Source organism: Mycobacterium paraintracellulare, assembly GCF_000276825.1.
Classification (GTDB): domain Bacteria; phylum Actinomycetota; class Actinomycetes; order Mycobacteriales; family Mycobacteriaceae; genus Mycobacterium; species Mycobacterium intracellulare.
Window position 1 is genome coordinate 745127 of sequence record NC_016948.1, and the last position, 15952, is coordinate 761078.

Genomic DNA, 15952 nt, shown 5'->3' on the forward strand with positions numbered 1-15952 from the left:
ATGAAAATCTCGCTGTTCTACGAATTCGCCCTGCCGCGGCCGTGGGCGCCCGACGACGAGCACATCATGATGCAGGACTGCCTCGACGAGGTCGAGGCCGCCGACAAGGCGGGCTTCTCCACCGTGTGGCTCACCGAACACCACTTCCTCGAGGAGTACTGCCACTCGACGGCACCGGAGATCTTCTTGGCCGCGGCCAGCCAGCGCACCAGGAACATTCGCCTCGGCTTCGGCATCATGCACCTGCCGCCCGTGGTCAACCACCCCGCCCGGGTCGCCGAACGCATCGCCACCCTCGACCTGCTCTCCAACGGCCGCGTCGAGTTCGGCACCGGGGAATCGTCGTCGGTCGGCGAACTCGGCGGATTCAACATCGACCCCGCCGACAAGCGCGCTCAGTGGGAGGAGGCCCTCGAGGTCTCGATCCGGTGCATGATCGAGGAGCCGTTCACCGGCTTCCACGGCGAGCACGTCCAGATGCCGGCGCGCAACGTCGTGCCCAAGCCGCTGCAAAAGCCGCATCCGCCGGTCTGGGTCGCCTGCACACGCCCCGCCAGCGTGCAGATGGCGGCCCAAAAGGCCATCGGCGCCTTGAGTTTCGCCTACACCGGGCCCGGCCCGCTGACCGAGCGGGTCAACGGCTACTACAAGGAGTTCGAAGAGAACGGCGTCCCGGTCACCCCGCGGATCAACCCGAACATCCTCGCCATCGGCGGTGACCTGTCGATGATGGTGGCCAAGACCGACGAGCAGGCGCTGCAGCGGCTCGGGCAGGGCGGCGGGTTCTTCTCGTTCGGCATCATGCACTACTACATGACCGGGGTGCACACACCCGGGCGGACCGGAGTGTGGCAGCGGTATCTCGAAGAGGTCGACAAGGATCCGACGCTGGCGTACGGGCCGGGCCGCGGCGCGATCGGGTCCCCCGCCACGGTGCGCGAATTCCTGCGCGGCTACGAAGAAAGCGGCGTCGACGAAATCATCCTGCTGCTGAACCCGCGCAGCCACGAGGGCACCATGGAATCCATCGAGTTGATGGGCAAGGAGGTGCTCCCGGAATTCATCGAGCGCGACGCGAAGGCCGTGGCGGAAAAGGCGAAGCGGCTCGAGCCCGTCATCGAAAAGGTGGAGGCGCGTCGGCCGAAATCGACCGCACCGCAGTTCGATGAGGATTACTCGTTCGGTGGACTGCCCACCGGCCGCGGCGGTAAGTTCACCGCCAGCGAGATCCCCGAAGCCATGGCGGAGATCAACGAAGGCCGGGTGCAGGCGGCGCAGCGGGCGAAGGACCAGCAGAAGAAGTAGAGCCTGAGCAATACCAAGATGTCGGGGCGAGCCTTGGGAGCAATCGACGAGCTGTGGCGCTACGACGGCCGCCGGGCGGTGGTGACCGGATGCGCCTCGGGCATCGGGGAATACGTGGTGCGTCAGCTCACCGATCTGGGGGCCGACGTCGTCGGGCTGGATAAGCGCCGGCCCGACTTCGGGATCGGCGGTTTCCACGAGATCGACCTGGCCGGTCCCGCGTCGATCGATCGCGCGGTGGCATCCATCGACGGGCCGGTCGACGCGCTGTTCAACATCGCCGGGGTCTCCTCGGGTGTGGGCAACCCGCCGTTGATCGTCACGATCAACTTCTTGGGGTTACGCCATCTCACCGAGGCGCTCATCCCGAAGATGACCGCGGGATCGTCCATCGTCAGCGTGTCCTCGCTCGCGGCGGCCGCCTATCGTGAGCACCTGCGCGAGGTGGCGCCGTTGCTCGACACGGCGACCATGCAGGAGGGGATCGACTGGTGCGATCGACATCGCGAAGCGCTGGGCAACGGCTACCAACTGTCCAAGGAAGCCATCATCCTGTACACCATGCGCAGCGCCACGCCGCTGGGCGGCAGGGGGATCCGTATCAACTGCACCGGGCCGGGGGTCACCGAGACACCGATCCTGGACCAGCTTCGTACGGCATACGGGCAGGGCTTCCTCGACGACATCCCCAAGCCGCTGGGACGCGTGTCCGAACCGGCGGAGCAGGCGGCGGTGCTGCTCTTCCTGAATAGCCGTGCGGCCAGTTATATTTCGGGTCAGGTTGTGTGGGTAGACGGCGGAAACGTGGGCGCCGCGATAGCTCGTGAACTCGAGGAAGGGCGTGCTTCGTGGCCAGTGTGACCGACTTTCGCCGGGCTGCGCGCGATGTCAGCAACTGGGGCCGCTGGGGTGACGATGACGAGCTTGGCACGCTGAACTTCATCACCGAGGAAAAGATCGCCCAGGCCGCAAGCCTGGTCCGGCGCGGCAGGGTCTTTCCTCTCGGGGTGGACTTCGGTGCGTCGGGCCCGCAGGGCGCCTTCGAATATCGGCACAACCCGGTCCATATCATGACCATCGATGGCGGAGACGCGAAGACGCTTGCCCGGTACGGACCGGGGTGGGCGAGCAACCCAATAGCCCAACAGCTCAGCAGTTACCTGGGTGATGACAATCCGTTCCGCTTCAACGACGACCTGATCATCATGCCGCTACAGGCGGCAAGTCAGTGGGACGCGCTGTCGCACGTCTACTACGACGAGCAGCTCTACAACGGCTTCCGAGCGGATTCGGTGACCAGCATGGGCGCCGTGCATTGCGGAATCGACAAGGTCGACGGCAAGGGCATTACTTCGCGAGGCGTGCTGCTGGATATGGTCCGCCACCGGAATGCGGAAGTCTTTCTCGAGCAGGGGAATCCGATCACACCCGAAGAATTAGACGATGCCGCTCGCGCGCAGGGCGTGCGGATCGAACGCGGTGACATCGTGCTGATCCGGACCGGCTGGTGGACGAGGTTCGCGCAGACCGGGGACAAGACCGAACCCTTCTCCGGACTGGACTGGAGTTGCGCCTCGTGGCTGCACGACCACGAGGCCGCCGCGGTCGCGGCCGACAACCTCCAGGTCGAGGACCTGGTCTCGGGAGTAGAGGGCGTGTTCCTGCCCCTGCATCTGCTCTGCCTGCGCGACATGGGAATGATGTTCGGCGAGTACTGGGATCTCACCGCGCTGGCCGAGGACTGCGCAGCCGATGGCGTCTACGAATTCCAGCTCATCGCCCCGCCGCTGAGAGTCGTTGGGGCAGTGGGATCGCCGGTCAACCCGATCGCGATCAAATGATGGACGTTCAGCGCAAAACCTTGTCGGTGGACGGCCTTTCCACCGGTTACCTGGAAGCCGGCGAGGGCGAGCCGGTGGTGCTCCTGCACGGCGGTGAGTTCGGCGCGAGTGCCGAACTCGGTTGGGAACGCAACATTTCCGCGCTCGCCGCACGCTACCGGGTGCTGGCCCCGGACATGCTGGGGTACGGAAGTTCGGCCAAGGTGATCGACTTCGTCGACGGGCGCGGCATGCGGATCCGGCACGTCGCCCGGTTTTGCGAATTGCTCGGCGTCGGCTCGGCGCACTTCGTCGGCAATTCGATGGGCGCCATCAACCTGCTCACCGACAGCACGTCGGAGACGCCGCTGCTGCCGGTCCGGAGCCTGGTGATCATCTGCGGCGGCGGCGAAATCCAGCAGAACCAGCATTTCGAGGCGCTGCAGAACTATGACGCCACGTTGCCGGCCATGCGCCGCATCGTCGAAGCCCTGTTTTCCGACCCCGCCTATGCCGACGACGAGGACTACGTGCGGCGCCGTCACGAGTCGAGCACCGCGCCGGGGGCATGGGAGGCCATCGCCGCGGCCAGGTTCCGCCGCCCCGGCGCCACGCCGTCCTCCGCCCCGTCCAGCGCGCGGGCCTACGAACGCATCGGCGTGCCAACGCTTGTCGTCGAGGGCGGCGACGACAAGCTCCTGCCCAGCGGCTGGGCGGCCCAGATCGCCAAGCAGATCGACGGAGCCCGTTCGGTGGTGGTCGACGACGCCGGGCACTGCCCGCAGATCGAGCAATCGTCGGTGGTCAACCGGTTGCTGACCGAATTCTTGGGCAGCCTCTGAATCGTCAGAAGACGTAGTCCAGGCGCGTCTCCATCCCGGCGACCTGGTGATAGGTGTTGTGGCAGTGCATCAGCCACGTGCCGGGGTTATCGGCAACGAGAACGGCGGCGAGCTTCTGTTTGGGCAGCACGATGACGGTGTCCTTGCGGGCGCCCGGGCTGCCGTCGGGCTTGATCACCTGGAACGTGTGCCCGTGCAGGTGAATCGGGTGATACATCGTCGTGGTGTTGTCGAAGGTGATGGTGGGCCGCTGGCCCTGTTGCACGCGCAGCGGGCTCGTCTTGCCGAAGGGCTGCCCGTTGATCGTCCAGTTGTACTGCATCATGTTGCCGCCCAGCACGACCGGGAGATTGAGGTTCGGGTCGGGGCGCCCAAGGTTGACCGGTGTTGTGGCGGTGAACATTTCGACGGTGCCCACGCGCTTGGTGAGTTCGCCGGGCTGCAGTTGCGGGTCGGGCGCGCTGCCCGCCCCCGTGGCCAGCAATGCCCGCGCCAGGCCGTTTTTGCCCTCCGCGACGGCGACCAGTGGGAAGACACCGTCCGCGGCGGTCACCAGGACGTCGTAGCGTTCGGCCATGCCGATGAGCAGGGCGTCGACCGCAGCGGGCACCACGGGGTAGCCGTCGGTGTGGGTCACCGTCATCGAATGGCCGGCCAGCGCGACCCGGAAGGTGGTGTCGGAGGCGGCGTTGATGAAGCGGATCCGTATCCGCTGGCCAGCCTTCGCGTTGAACGTCATGGGGGAGGCGGGAATTCGGCCGTTGATCAGGTAGTGGGGGTAGGTGATGTCTCCGGCGTCGCCACCGAGGAGGTCGCTGCTGCCGGCACTTCCCGCCGTGGGCCCGGGCCCGCCGGGCGCCGGGCTCGTCGAAGTCGTCGGGCTGGTCTCGGTCGTACTCGCTTCGCTCGCCGGCGTGGTGGTCGGGGTCGTCTCGGATGTGGCGGGCATGGGCGACTTGTTCGGGTTGCTCAGATCGCCGTAGAGCTGCTGGGGGCTCTTGCCGACGCCGTCGGTCCAATCGTCGAGGACGACAATCCATTCGGCGTCGTAGTTGCCCTCGGTCGGGTCGTCGACGATGACCGGCAGGTACAGCCCGGTGTCCTCGTCCAGGCCGGTGTGCGGATGTGCCCAGTAGGTGCCCGAGTTGGGCACGGAGAACCGGTAAGTGAAGTCGTGGCCGGCCGCGATGTTGGGCGTGGCGGGCTCGGCGCCGTCCATGTCGTTGCGCACGGCGATACCGTGCCAATGCACCGACGTCGGATGATCGAGCCGGTTTTTCACCGTCACCACGACTTGGTCACCGATGCTGGCGCGGAGCACCGGACCGGGGATGGAATCGCCGAAGGCCAGCGTGCGGACGACCGGTCCGCCCAGGTCGATCTGCACCTGCTGGGACGTCAGGGTGGCGGTGACGGTCCGGCCGCTGTGCGGCCGGGCGGCCTCGGCCGCATCGACGGCGGCGGCCATCCTGGCACTGCCCGACGGCTCGGGTTTGGTTTGGCTGCACGCCGTCAGCGCCAACCCGCCGGCGATGCCCGCGGCCATGAAACCGCGCCTGGTGAGCCGGGTTCGGTCGAAGGTTACGTCGCTGGTGGGTTGCCCGGGCAATGAATGCTCCTCGTCGTTGCGCAACTACCCACCGTAGAGCGAACGCCGGCGAAAAGTCCGCAACAACTCGACGTTGACCGCCGCGGCGGTCAAACCGCGGCGCCGCCGCCGTCGACGTGCAGGGTCGAGCCGGTGATGAAGCTGGAGCGAGGGGAGCTCAGGAAGAGCACCGCTTCGGCGATCTCGGACGGGAAGGCGGTGCGCCCCAGTGGCAGGGCCCGCCCGAGCTCCTCGTTGACGTCGCCCCATTCCGCCGCCACCCCGGGGGTGCGGGTGGGCCCCGGCGCCACGCTGTTCACCCGCACCCCGGCCCCTCCGAATTCGGCGGCCCAGGTGCGGGTGAGCGATTCCACCGCGGCCTTGGAGGCGCTGTAGCCCGACGCACCGGGAATTCCCTTGAAGGCGGCCATGGTCGTGATGTTGACGATGCTGCCGCGGCCGCGGTTGAGCATTCCCGGGACCAGGCCGGCAACCAGAAAGTACGCGCCGCGCACGTTGGTGTCGAACATCGTCTCGAACGCCGACATCCCCTGCTCCACCGTCAATGCCGACGGAAAGCTGCCGGCGTTGTTGACGATGATGTCGACCTCACCGCACTGCTGCACAAGCGAATTCACCGAATCGATATCGGCCATGTCGGTCTGGATGAACCGTGCCTTCGGGCCGATGACCTCCACCGCGTGCGCTCCCCTGGCCGGATCGCGGCCCGAGACGATGACGGTGGCGCCTTCGCTGGCGAACAGCCGAGCCGATTCCAGTCCAATGCCCGCCGTCCCGCCGGTGATCACCGCGGTGTGGTCCATCAGCTCCATCGGACCGCCTCCTCCAGCCGTTACTCGGCGTTGCTGGGCGCCTGCGAGGCCAGCCAGTCGCCGAACCGGGTGGGGTAGATGGTCACTTCTTCGCCCTCGACGGGAACGATCATGCGCTCGTCGAGGACCGCGCCGTAATACTGCGCATCCGGGTCGGTCACCACGCGGCGGGCATCGCCGGTCGCGGCGAACCGGGTCCGGATGAAGTCGTCCATGCCCTGCTTTTCGGGTCCGGCGATGTTGATCACCCCGTTGACCGGCTCACCGATCGCGGCGCGGGCGACGGCCGTGGCCACATCCGCGGCGGCGATCGGCTGGAACGCCCCATGCGGCGCCCGGACCGTGTCACCCTCGGTCATCGAATCCGCAATGCCCGCAACGAATTCGAAGAACTGAGTGGCCCGCACGATGGTGTAGGGGGCTCCGGATTCCACGATCACCTTTTCCTGAGCGATCTTGGCCCGCATGTAGCCGCTTGCGGCCGCGCGGTCGGCTCCCACGATCGAGAGCGCGACGTGGTGCTGCACGCCCGCGGCCCGCTCCGCCTCGAGGAGGTTGCGGGTGGAGGTGGTGAAGAAGTTCAGCACGTCGTCATCTGCCCACGACGGCGAGTTGGAGACGTCCACCACCGCCTGGACACCGGCGACGGCCTCGGCGACCCCCTCACCGGTCACGGTGTTGACGCCCGTGCTCGGTGACGCCGGGACGGCTTCGTGTCCCTGCTCGGTGAGCAGGGTGACAACCTGTGATCCGATCAACCCACTGCCACCGATTACCAAAACCTTCATGACCACGCCTTTCACGCTTCCCGACGAACTGGCCTCTTCAGCATGGCCCGCGCGCCGGTCCGGGGGAACCCTGGAAAGTCCGTAGTCATGCCGAACTCAGGGGGCCGAACTCCTTGGCCAAGCCGCGCAGTTGCCGGCGGGAGGTGATGCCGAGCTTGGCGAACACCTTGCGCAGGTGCCATTCGACGGTGTGGCTGCTGATGAACAACTGCGCGGCGATCTCGGGGTTGGTCAGGCCCTCACCGGCCAGCCGGGCGATCTGGGCCTCCTGCGCCGTCAGCTCGCCGCCGGAGGCGTTTCCCGTTTTCCCGGACCGCTTGTTCACTTTCTCGCCGGTGGCCAGCAGCTCGCGGTGGGCTCGCGCGGCGAACGCGTCGGCACCCATCCGGGTGAACATCTCGTGGGCGGTACCCAACTGGGAGCGCGCGTCGATCCGGCGGTTGCAACGGCGCAGCCACTCCCCGTAGGACAGGTGCGCGCGGGCCAGCTGGACGGCGATGCGCGTCCGCGCGAGCTTGTCGATCGCCTCGAGGTGGCAGGCCTCCGCGTCGCGGTCGGAGGCCAGCAGCGCCTTGGACCGAAGGTAAACGCCGTCGGCCCAATCTGTTCGGGCGCTGAGCGCCCGGACTTCCAGTTGGCGCAGGGCGTCGCGGGCCGCGTCCTTTTGGCCGCTTCGCGCGGCGGCTTCGACGAGTTCGATCAGGCACCATCCGAACAGGCCCAGGTCCTCGTATTCGCATGCCCTGCGGGCCGCCGCGAAGGCGTCGTCATAGCGGCACAGGCCGTTGTAGAGGACGGCGCCGCAATACCCGGTCAATCCGACGACTCGCCCTTCGCCCCTTGCCATCCCGTCCGCGGCGGCCTGCTCGATCAGGGCGGTCGCGACGTCCTCGTTGCCGCGCCACGCGGCCAACAGGACCGAGTGGTATTTGACCGGGACATAACCGGTGGCGGCCGAGATCGCCTTGGCCTCCTCGATGAGTTGAGACGCCGTCGCGAATTCGCCCGCCTGCACGTGCACTCCGGCGCGGTAGACCAGGGCGTGCGGTAACACGGCGAGTGCGCCCGCGCCGCGCGCGAGCCGAACGGCGTGGGTGGCCAGACGGTGCCATACCTCGTCGTCCCACAGCTCGTGGACGGCGGATTCCTGGACGACGGGGAAGGCTTGCCAGAACCAGTGCAGCACATCGTCGCCCCGCTCGGCTTCGTCCTGGATGCGGGCTAGCGCGTCGCGCAGCGCCGTCACGCTCGGGACTTGCCCGGCCGTGGCCCGCAACGCGATGCCGTCCAGCAGAAGGTCGACCGGACGCGCGGGTTGCGGTCCGGGCGGCGCGGCGCGGGCCGCTTCGGCGACCAGGTGAATGCCGCCGTGCGGGCAGAGCCGGCCGCCGAACATCGCCGCCCCCAAGGCTTCTAGGTACGTTTCGCGGGAATGCGCGTCGTCAAGTCTCTCCAGCCCGCGGGCGGCATCGAGCAAACCGATGGCGGCGTCGGAGACCGTTGGCGCGTCGGCGGCACCGCTGCGGCTTCGGGCGAAGACGATCTGCGCGCGCAACCGGGCGGCACGGGCCTGCTGCAACTCATCCAGCGACGCGCCCTCGGCGACCGTGATCAGCTCGTCCGCCGCGTCGAAGGCTGCCGCGTCGCGTTTGGCCTGAGCGGCCGCGAGCGCCCGCGTTCCCCGGCGGGACGGCTCGGCGCTCAATTGGGTCGCCCGTTCCAAGAAGGCGGCCGCGGCGGCGACGCCGCCCCGGGCCTGGGCGCGGTCGGCGGAGCGCTCCAGCGCGGCGGCAACGGATTCGTCCGGGCCGTGGGCCGCGATGGCCAGATGCCATGCGCGGCGGTCGGGATCACTTCGCCTGTCGGTCGCCTCGGCCAGCGCGCGATGGATCCGTCGGCGCTCGATCAGGTCCGCCGTGCGGTATGCGGCCGAGCGCACCAGGGGATGCCGGAACCGCACCCGGGTCCCCACGTCGATCAACCCGGCCGCTTCCGCATCGGCCGCCGCGTCCGGCGGAAGGCCCAAATGCTCGGCGGCGCGCAGCAATAGCGCGGCGTCGCCCACCGGTTCCGCGGCGGCGGTCGTCAACAGGCGCTGGGTGTGGTCGGGAAGCGAGCGGATCCGCCGCAGGAATGTCTGCTCGATCTGTCCCGTCAGCGGTCGCACGTCCGGGCGCTGGAAGCCGCCCGCCAGCTCCGCGCCGGTCAGGCCCCGGGGCAGCTCCAGCAGAGCCAACGGATTGCCCCGCGTTTCCGCCACGATGCGATCGCGCACCTGGTCGTCCAGCCGGCCGAGGATGACCGAATCCAGCAACGCGCGGGCGTCGCCCGGTTCGAGCCCGCCGAGCGTCAATTCGGGCAGCCCGCTCAGCTCATCGGTGTCCAACGCCACGGCACCGTCGCGCATCGCGAAGACCATCGCCGCCGGCTCGGCGATCAGGCGGCGGGCGACAAACGCCAACGTCTGGGCCGAGATACGGTCAATCCACTGCGCATCGTCGACCAGGACGATCAAGGGCTGCGATTCCGTCGCCGCGCCGATCAAACTGAGCACCGCCAACCCGACCAGGAAGCGCTCCGGTGCCCGTCCGGCGCTTCGCCCGAAGGCGATCTCCAGGGCGTCGCGTTGCGGAGCCGGTAAGCGGTCGGAGAATTCGAGCAGCGGCACGCAGAGTTGCTGCAGCGCGGCGAACGGGAGCTCCATCTCGGACTCCACGCCCGCCACCCGCGCCACGCGAAATCCCGAAGCACGCTCGGAAACGAAGTCCAACAATGCGGTCTTGCCGATGCCCGCTTCCCCCCGCAACACCAGGACCCGGCTTTGGCCGGCGCGGGCGTCCGACACCAGGCGTTCGAGCGCCGCGCATTCCGCGCTCCGGCCGCGCAAAGGTTGCGCCTGCTGAACTTTCACCCACACCGCCGCGTCCGAAGGATTTGCTGTACGACCTTACCGATGGCGCGCGTCGCCGGGGCGACGAGCACCCGGCCCGCGCAGTCTTAAATCAACTGCTTGACTTAACGCTGAGGGCCCCGATTAACTCGTCAGGTGGTTAACGAACTTGATGGCAAGGTCGCCATCGTCACCGGCGGCGCGTCCGGCATTGGCCGGGGCCTCGTGGAGCGGTTTGTGGCCGAGGGCGCACGCGTCGTCATCGCCGACGTCGAGACCGACCGGGGCAAGGCGCTGGCGGCATCGCTGGGCGACAATGCGCTCTTCCAGCCGACGGATGTCTCCGACCTCGAGCAGGTCGGCGCGCTGGTCTCCGCTGCCGTCGCGAAGTTCGGCGGCCTGCACGTGATGGTCAACAACGCCGGAATCTCGAGCCCCCTGCGGAAGTTGCTCGACGACGACCTGACCGATTTCCACAGGGTGATGGGGGTCAACGTGCTGGGCGTCATGGCGGGCACCCGAGATGCCGCGCGGCACATGGCCGAACATGGCGGCGGATCCATTATCAACATCACCTCGATCGGCGGGATCCAGGCCGGCGGCGGCGTGATGATCTACCGCGCGTCCAAGGCGGCGGTCATCCAGTTCACCAAGTCCGCCGCAATCGAGTTGGCGTATCACGAGATTCGGGTCAACGCCATCGCGCCGGGCAGCATCCCCACGCCGATCTTGGGGAAGTCGGCGGCCGGCATGGACCCCGAACAGCTCGAGCGGTTCGAGGCGCGGATTCGCCAGGGGATGCGCGATGACCGCCCGCTGAAGCGCGACGGCACGCCCGATGACGTCGCCGAGGCCGCGCTGTATTTCGCCACCGACCGGTCGCGATACGTCACCGGGACCGTGCTGCCCGTCGACGGCGGAACGGTGGCGGGCAAGGTCATTCGGCCCAAGAAGGGTGGGGGATAGGGCGGGGACGCCCGTCGGCGTCGCGACGGATCAGGCCTTGGTCCGCGAAGGAGGACAGCCAGCCCTCCATCGGCCACCAACCCCAACGCCCATAGAAGATCTCGGCGTTGCGCAGTATGTCCTCGAGGTGGTCGACGGGGGGATCGGCGACCGCATGGTGCTGGTGGAATGCGTGGGCCCCGCCGACCCAGCGCATCGGAACTTGGCGTGCCGCCGCGCATTGCGCGAAGTCCGTGTCCTCTCCGCCGTAGCCGCGGTACCGCTCGCAGAATCCCCCGATCCGCTGCCACGTAGGGACTTTCACCGCGAAAGACAGCGACCAGAACAGCGCATAGTCCGTCGTGGACAGGACAGCGCCGTCCCGCGGCGCGGGCCGAGCACGATGCGGATCGGGATTCGACCGCACCTCGGAGATCACGTAGCCGCCCGGCCCGGGTGGTGGCAGATACGTGACCGGGCCGTTCAGGATCGCGTCCGCGTGCTCGGATCTGCCTGCGACCCCGTGGTAGCGGTCGAGCAACTCCGCGCCGGGAATGCAATCGACGTCGAGAAAAACCAAGAGCTCGGCGGCATTTCGTATCGCCGCGGCGGCTCCCACGTTGCGTCCCATCGCCACCGGCAGCGGGCGGGCGGCCTCGCACTCAACCACCAGCGCCGGCGCCTTCAGCTCGCTTACCAGGGCGGCGACGGTGGGGTCACCGAGCGCGACCACGATGTGCAGGTCCGGCCGCAGTGTGCTGGTGGCGAGGCCTTCGAGCTGCCGCCGCAGGTGGGCGCCCCTGCCGTGCACGATGGTGATGACGGCGGTGCGCACTACGTGCCTTGCCTGCAACGGCGGGCCGTCGACTCGATGGCTTCGGCGGCACGGTCGGCCGCCCCATCCACTTCCCACCGTCGCCACCGTCGCGGGTCGGTCGCCGCGGTGGCGGTCAGCAGCGCCGGCCACGCCCGTGGGTCGGGCATGCCGTGCGCGACCACCGCAAGCTGATGGCGCTTGAGCATCCGGGCCGTCGCGTGTTGCTCATCGAAGGGCCGCGGCTGCGGGAGGACCAACGCGGGGCGCCTCGCCGCGGCGACATCAGCAATACAGCTCTGACCCGCGTGGGTGACGACGACATCCGCCCCGCGGATCTCGGGCCACGGATCATCTCTCCACGCACCGACCTTGCCGCCGAGCGTCGTCCATGACCGGACCGAATCCGCTGCGGCACAATCCTGTAGCGAGGTTCCGAAGGCGTCGCCGGCCCCGCCCAATACGACGACGCGCGTCTCCTTCAACGGTCGTGCCGATGACTCGGGCTCGTCGCCGCGACGGTCACGGCCCTCGAAGCGGCTGATGCCACCGACGTAGCTGGTCTTGTCCTCCCATTGCCGCAGCCATGACGGCACACACAACGCGCGCGGCCAGGCCGCCACGATGTGATCGGCGAGGCGATGCACCAGCACATGCGGGGCGTCCACGCGGGTGCCGGGCAACGCCACGACGATCACCGGTACGCCGAGCAACCGGATGAACAGCGCCACTTCCACCGATACGTCGACAACGACGGCCTCGGGCCGCGCGTCGGACACCCACTCCGCGATCTGATTCATTCGGGCGCTCAGCCCGGCGTCGTGGTGGGGCGCCCAGTGCAGCGCGCCGTGTGCGGTGGCCTCGCGTGGCCGCGGTCCCTCGTCGTCACACGGTAGCCTCATGACCGCCGAAAACGGCTGGGGCTCCGGCACATCCAGCGATGTCATGGCGGTCACCGGGCGGCGCATCCGTGCGCAGACGCTCATGGCCCGAGCCAGATGCCCGAACCCGTGGTGGTGAATGTAGTACCCGATCATGTTGCCTGCCCGCGAAGTCGTCGATCATTTCTCGGTACACATTGGTGTAGGCGGTCACCATCGCTTCGGCCGAACACTGGCGAATGGCGTGCTCGCGCACCCGCTTTCGCGGTAGCGCGAGCACCGTGCCTATGGCGTCCGCCATGGCGGCGACGTCACCGGCGACGATGAGTCGCCCCGACGCCGCGCTGATGAGTTCGGGGATGCCACCGAGGGCGAACGCAACGACGGGGGTGCCGCACGACATCGCTTCGGCGACGACAAGCCCGTACGGCTCGTCCCAGCTCGGGGTGACAAGCGCCGCTGCGGCGTGGCTGACCACGTGGGCCAGACGCCGGTGGTCCAGATGGCCCGCATACCGGATGTCGCCCCGAAGGTGGGGCTCGACGTGGCGAACAAAGTACTGCTGGTCGGAGATCGGACCGGCGAGGACCAGCGGTCGGCGCGCCCGTTGGGCCGCGGCGATCGCCAGATGGGGTGCCTTTTCCGGTGTGATCCGACCAAACCACACCAGGGACGGCCCACCCGGGCCGAGGGGCCACTGGCCCGTATGGATGCCGTTGGGAACCACGGTGATATCTCCGGTGAGGCTTCGCCACGCCGCAGCGGTGTGCCGGGAGACCGCCGCAAAGCGGGTGCCCTTCCCGGTGGCGGCACCGATCGCCGACTCGAGCCAGGGCGTCGGCGGCGTGTGCACCGTGGTGAGCATCGGAGTGGACAACGCCGAGGCCATCGCCACCGGAAGGTAATGCAGGCTGTGGTTGTGGATGACGTCGAACTGTTGGCTCCCGGGCCCCGCCAGCCACAACATCAACGACAGGTACGCGTGGTGATCGGCCATGAAATCTGCCGGCGGCATCGACACGTCGTGGCGCGCCGCCTCCGACAGATCCAACGGGCGCACGTCGAGCGTCTGACAGTTCAAACCGGGATCCGAACCCGCCGCGGCGAACAGCGACACCCGATAGCCGCGGGATGCGAGCGCGCCGGTCAGGTGGCAGACGTGCGCTTCGAGCCCCCCGGCGAACGGTTGCCGGATCGGATGGCGGGTCGAGGCGATCAGCGCCACGCGCAGTGGCTCCGTCATCGCAGGACGCTCGCGTAGATGGCACGATGCGCCGCGGCGAGCTCTCGCCTTTCGGCGAGCCGCGCCACCCAGTCGGCCCGGGGGGCGGGGCAGCCGGCGGCCCAACGCGCGTGTGCCCGGTGGATCGCACCGCACAGCGACACGGGATCGAAGCCCCGGTCGCCGAAACCGAAAACGCCGCACGGGCGTTGCTGGCGATAGAAGCCGCAGCTGGGGGCCACCACGGCGGTTCCGAGATCGTAGCTCGCCTCGAGCCAGCCCGAATGGGTGCCGAACCGGTAGGGCAGTACGGAAACCGTCAGCGAAGCGAGGTAGTCCCAGAATTCGTCGTCCGAGAAGTACGGGTGCACCCGGACCTGCACATGCTCGTGGGAGTCGTAGGCCAGCAGTGCCGCGCCGGTCGACGGTGCGAACCAGTGATTGTCGGGATCGAAGATCTCGTCGTGGACGTCGACCTGCAGGATCGCGTCGGGCAGGGACGACACGATCGCCGCGAGCGCGTCCACGACGGGCAACGGGTCCATGTTGGCGCGCAGACTTTTGGCGTGCAGGCCGACGACGAATCGCTCGCCGCGGCCGCGGGGCCTCTCGATCCACTCCTTTTCGAGCACGTGCGGGTGCGGCAATACGCGGGCCCGCCGCCGCCAGTTTCGCCAAATCAGCTGTGCGGCACCGGGTGTCAGCGTAATCAGCTCGTCGGCGGCGGAAATCAGGACGTCCTGCTGCGCGGCGTGGGCCTCGGGTTCCGGGTGATGTGGATTGCGCAGATCGTGCACCGTGTACACCAGCGGCTTGTTGTGCTCCTTGAGCTCCTGGACGACTCCGGCCAAATCCTCCGGAGTGATGGCGTCGAACCCGAAGTGGATGTGGAACACGTCGAATCGTGAGTGGTTGTCGCTGACCCAGCCCGGCTCCAACATCAGCGGCGGCCACCAGCCTCCCGGCACGGTGCGGCCATCCGCCGGCGCCGGATCATCCAGGCGCACAACGCAATCCGAGTGCGGATTGCCGAGGTGACGGACGTAGACGTGCGACGCCGGCACCGAAGCTACGCGCAACAAACTCAAGGCCCCTTCTCAAAATCTGTAGGGGCAGCCGCGCGTCCTGGCGGCACCGTCCCGTCTGTCGAGAAGCAGAACCGTCCCTGTTGACTGAAGGACGCTGCGAAGCTGCAATACCCGCAACCCGCGGGGCCAAACTCGGATACGCGACCGTAAGCCCGCGCCCGGGCCGCCTGTGCCGGCGGCCTCCCGCTCCAAGGTCGGTCTGTGGATTAAATCAAGCGCTTGACTTAACGGCTTGCGGCGGGTTGACTGGGCCGATGACCACCGTCGGCCGGACCGTGCGCACCGAGCGGGCCAGCTCCACCCAAGAGGCGATCTTGGTGGCCGCCGAGCGGCTCTACGCCGAGCACGGCATGTTCGCGGTGTCCAACCGACAAGTCAGCGAGGCCGCCGGCCAGGGCAACAACGCCGCGGTCGGCTACCACTTCGGCACCAAGGCCGACCTGGTGCGCGCCATCGAGCACAAGCACCGCGGACCCGTCGAGCAGCTCCGCGAGCGGATGGTCGACGAGTTGTTGGCCTCCGCCACCGCCGACGGCCGGGACGCCGAACTGCGCAACTGGGTGGCCTGCCTGGTGCGCCCGCTCACCGATCACCTCGAGGAGCTCGGAAATCCGACGTGGTACGCGCGGTTCGCGGCGCAGGCGATGACCGACCCCGCCTACTACAACATCATCGTCAAGGGCGCGCTCAGCTCGCCCTCGCTGGTTCAGGTCGTGGAGGGCATCAACCGGTGTCTGCCCGAGCTGCCGGCCGAGGTGCACTTCGAACGCAACATCATGGCCCGAAACCTGTTGATGCACACCTGCGCCGACCGTGAACGCGCGCTTGTCGCGGGAACGTTGACGTCCCATCGTTCCTGGCGCGCTGCGGCGTCCGGGCTCATCGACGCGATCGTGGGCCTGTGGCTGGCGCCCGTGACGGCGTACGAGTGAGGGG

The 15952-nt window shown here is 68.2% G+C and carries 14 protein-coding genes; 6 read left to right on the top strand and 8 right to left on the bottom strand.

Going from position 1 to position 15952, the window contains the following annotated elements:
- From OCQ_RS03730 to OCQ_RS03745, 4 genes are read left to right on the top strand one after another with little or no spacing between them, the layout of a single operon-like run.
- Entirely contained in the window at positions 1 to 1305 is a 1305-nt protein-coding gene (locus OCQ_RS03730) for an LLM class flavin-dependent oxidoreductase (protein ID WP_014383834.1), read from the top strand.
- Positions 1306 to 1338: 33 nt separating this feature from the next.
- Positions 1339 to 2166 carry a coniferyl-alcohol dehydrogenase gene (locus OCQ_RS03735; protein WP_139826525.1) on the top strand — a complete coding sequence of 276 codons (828 nt, stop codon included), beginning with the start codon at positions 1339 to 1341 and terminating at the stop codon, positions 2164 to 2166.
- Positions 2154 to 3146, top strand: a complete 993-nt coding sequence (locus OCQ_RS03740) for a cyclase family protein (RefSeq protein WP_036458223.1) — start codon at positions 2154 to 2156, stop codon at positions 3144 to 3146. Before OCQ_RS03735 ends, OCQ_RS03740 begins: the two co-directional genes overlap by 13 nt.
- Positions 3146 to 3967 carry an alpha/beta fold hydrolase gene (locus tag OCQ_RS03745; protein WP_014941295.1) on the top strand — a complete coding sequence of 274 codons (822 nt, stop codon included), beginning with the start codon at positions 3146 to 3148 and terminating at the stop codon, positions 3965 to 3967. The genes OCQ_RS03740 and OCQ_RS03745 overlap by 1 nt, the downstream gene beginning before the upstream one ends.
- Positions 3968 to 3971: 4 nt before the next feature.
- On the opposite strand, the gene OCQ_RS03750 is transcribed toward OCQ_RS03745, so the two are convergent.
- From OCQ_RS03750 to OCQ_RS03765, 4 genes are all read right to left on the bottom strand, one after another.
- Positions 3972 to 5513: a multicopper oxidase family protein gene (locus OCQ_RS03750; RefSeq protein WP_232065647.1), complete on the bottom strand. Its 1542-nt coding sequence runs from the start codon at positions 5511 to 5513 to the stop codon at positions 3972 to 3974.
- 152 nt (positions 5514 to 5665) lie between these two features.
- The gene (locus tag OCQ_RS03755; protein ID WP_008253618.1) at positions 5666 to 6388 is read right to left on the bottom strand and encodes an SDR family NAD(P)-dependent oxidoreductase; all 723 of its coding nucleotides are present in this window, start codon (positions 6386 to 6388) and stop codon (positions 5666 to 5668) included.
- Between the two features lie 20 nt (positions 6389 to 6408).
- Positions 6409 to 7176, bottom strand: a complete 768-nt coding sequence (locus OCQ_RS03760; protein ID WP_026071471.1) for an SDR family oxidoreductase — start codon at positions 7174 to 7176, stop codon at positions 6409 to 6411.
- An 85-nt stretch (positions 7177 to 7261) separates the two neighbouring features.
- Entirely contained in the window at positions 7262 to 10021 is a 2760-nt protein-coding gene (locus OCQ_RS03765) for a helix-turn-helix transcriptional regulator (RefSeq protein ID WP_014383839.1), read from the bottom strand.
- A 201-nt stretch (positions 10022 to 10222) separates the two neighbouring features.
- Between OCQ_RS03765 and OCQ_RS03770 the strand changes: the two genes are divergently transcribed.
- A complete protein-coding gene (locus OCQ_RS03770) occupies positions 10223 to 11032 on the top strand; it encodes an SDR family NAD(P)-dependent oxidoreductase (RefSeq protein ID WP_014379153.1) in 810 nt (269 codons plus the stop codon).
- Here the strand turns inward: OCQ_RS03770 and OCQ_RS03775 are convergent.
- The 4 genes from OCQ_RS03775 to OCQ_RS03790 are packed head-to-tail and all read right to left on the bottom strand — an operon-like array spanning position 11004 to position 14992.
- The gene (locus OCQ_RS03775) at positions 11004 to 11846 is read right to left on the bottom strand and encodes a glycosyltransferase family 2 protein (RefSeq protein ID WP_014379154.1); all 843 of its coding nucleotides are present in this window, start codon (positions 11844 to 11846) and stop codon (positions 11004 to 11006) included. The genes OCQ_RS03770 and OCQ_RS03775 overlap by 29 nt on opposite strands.
- The gene (locus tag OCQ_RS03780; protein WP_036458256.1) at positions 11846 to 12727 is read right to left on the bottom strand and encodes a glycosyltransferase; all 882 of its coding nucleotides are present in this window, start codon (positions 12725 to 12727) and stop codon (positions 11846 to 11848) included. Before OCQ_RS03780 ends, OCQ_RS03775 begins: the two co-directional genes overlap by 1 nt.
- Complete coding sequence (locus OCQ_RS03785; RefSeq protein ID WP_041784799.1) at positions 12711 to 13949, bottom strand: glycosyltransferase; 1239 nt, start codon at positions 13947 to 13949, stop codon at positions 12711 to 12713. Before OCQ_RS03785 ends, OCQ_RS03780 begins: the two co-directional genes overlap by 17 nt.
- Positions 13946 to 14992: a glycosyltransferase gene (locus OCQ_RS03790; protein ID WP_009952199.1), complete on the bottom strand. Its 1047-nt coding sequence runs from the start codon at positions 14990 to 14992 to the stop codon at positions 13946 to 13948. The genes OCQ_RS03785 and OCQ_RS03790 overlap by 4 nt, the downstream gene beginning before the upstream one ends.
- 278 nt (positions 14993 to 15270) lie before the next feature.
- Here OCQ_RS03790 and OCQ_RS03795 point away from each other — a divergent pair, with 278 nt between their 5' ends.
- Complete coding sequence (locus tag OCQ_RS03795; protein ID WP_014383840.1) at positions 15271 to 15948, top strand: TetR family transcriptional regulator; 678 nt, start codon at positions 15271 to 15273, stop codon at positions 15946 to 15948.
- Positions 15949 to 15952 lie beyond the last annotated feature (4 nt).

Excerpts from the sequence above, each read along its gene's own strand:
- OCQ_RS03730 (WP_014383834.1), top strand. The coding sequence starts at position 1 with ATGAAAATCTCGCTGTTCTACGAATTCGCCCTGCCGCGGCCGTGGGCG.
- OCQ_RS03745 (WP_014941295.1), top strand. The coding sequence starts at position 3,146 with ATGGACGTTCAGCGCAAAACCTTGTCGGTGGACGGCCTTTCCACCGGT.
- OCQ_RS03750 (WP_232065647.1), bottom strand. The coding sequence starts at position 5,513 with ATGGCCGCGGGCATCGCCGGCGGGTTGGCGCTGACGGCGTGCAGCCAA.
- OCQ_RS03755 (WP_008253618.1), bottom strand. The coding sequence starts at position 6,388 with ATGGAGCTGATGGACCACACCGCGGTGATCACCGGCGGGACGGCGGGC.
- OCQ_RS03760 (WP_026071471.1), bottom strand. The coding sequence starts at position 7,176 with ATGAAGGTTTTGGTAATCGGTGGCAGTGGGTTGATCGGATCACAGGTT.
- OCQ_RS03780 (WP_036458256.1), bottom strand. The coding sequence starts at position 12,727 with ATGAGGCTACCGTGTGACGACGAGGGACCGCGGCCACGCGAGGCCACC.
- OCQ_RS03785 (WP_041784799.1), bottom strand. The coding sequence starts at position 13,949 with ATGACGGAGCCACTGCGCGTGGCGCTGATCGCCTCGACCCGCCATCCG.
- OCQ_RS03795 (WP_014383840.1), top strand. The coding sequence starts at position 15,271 with ATGACCACCGTCGGCCGGACCGTGCGCACCGAGCGGGCCAGCTCCACC.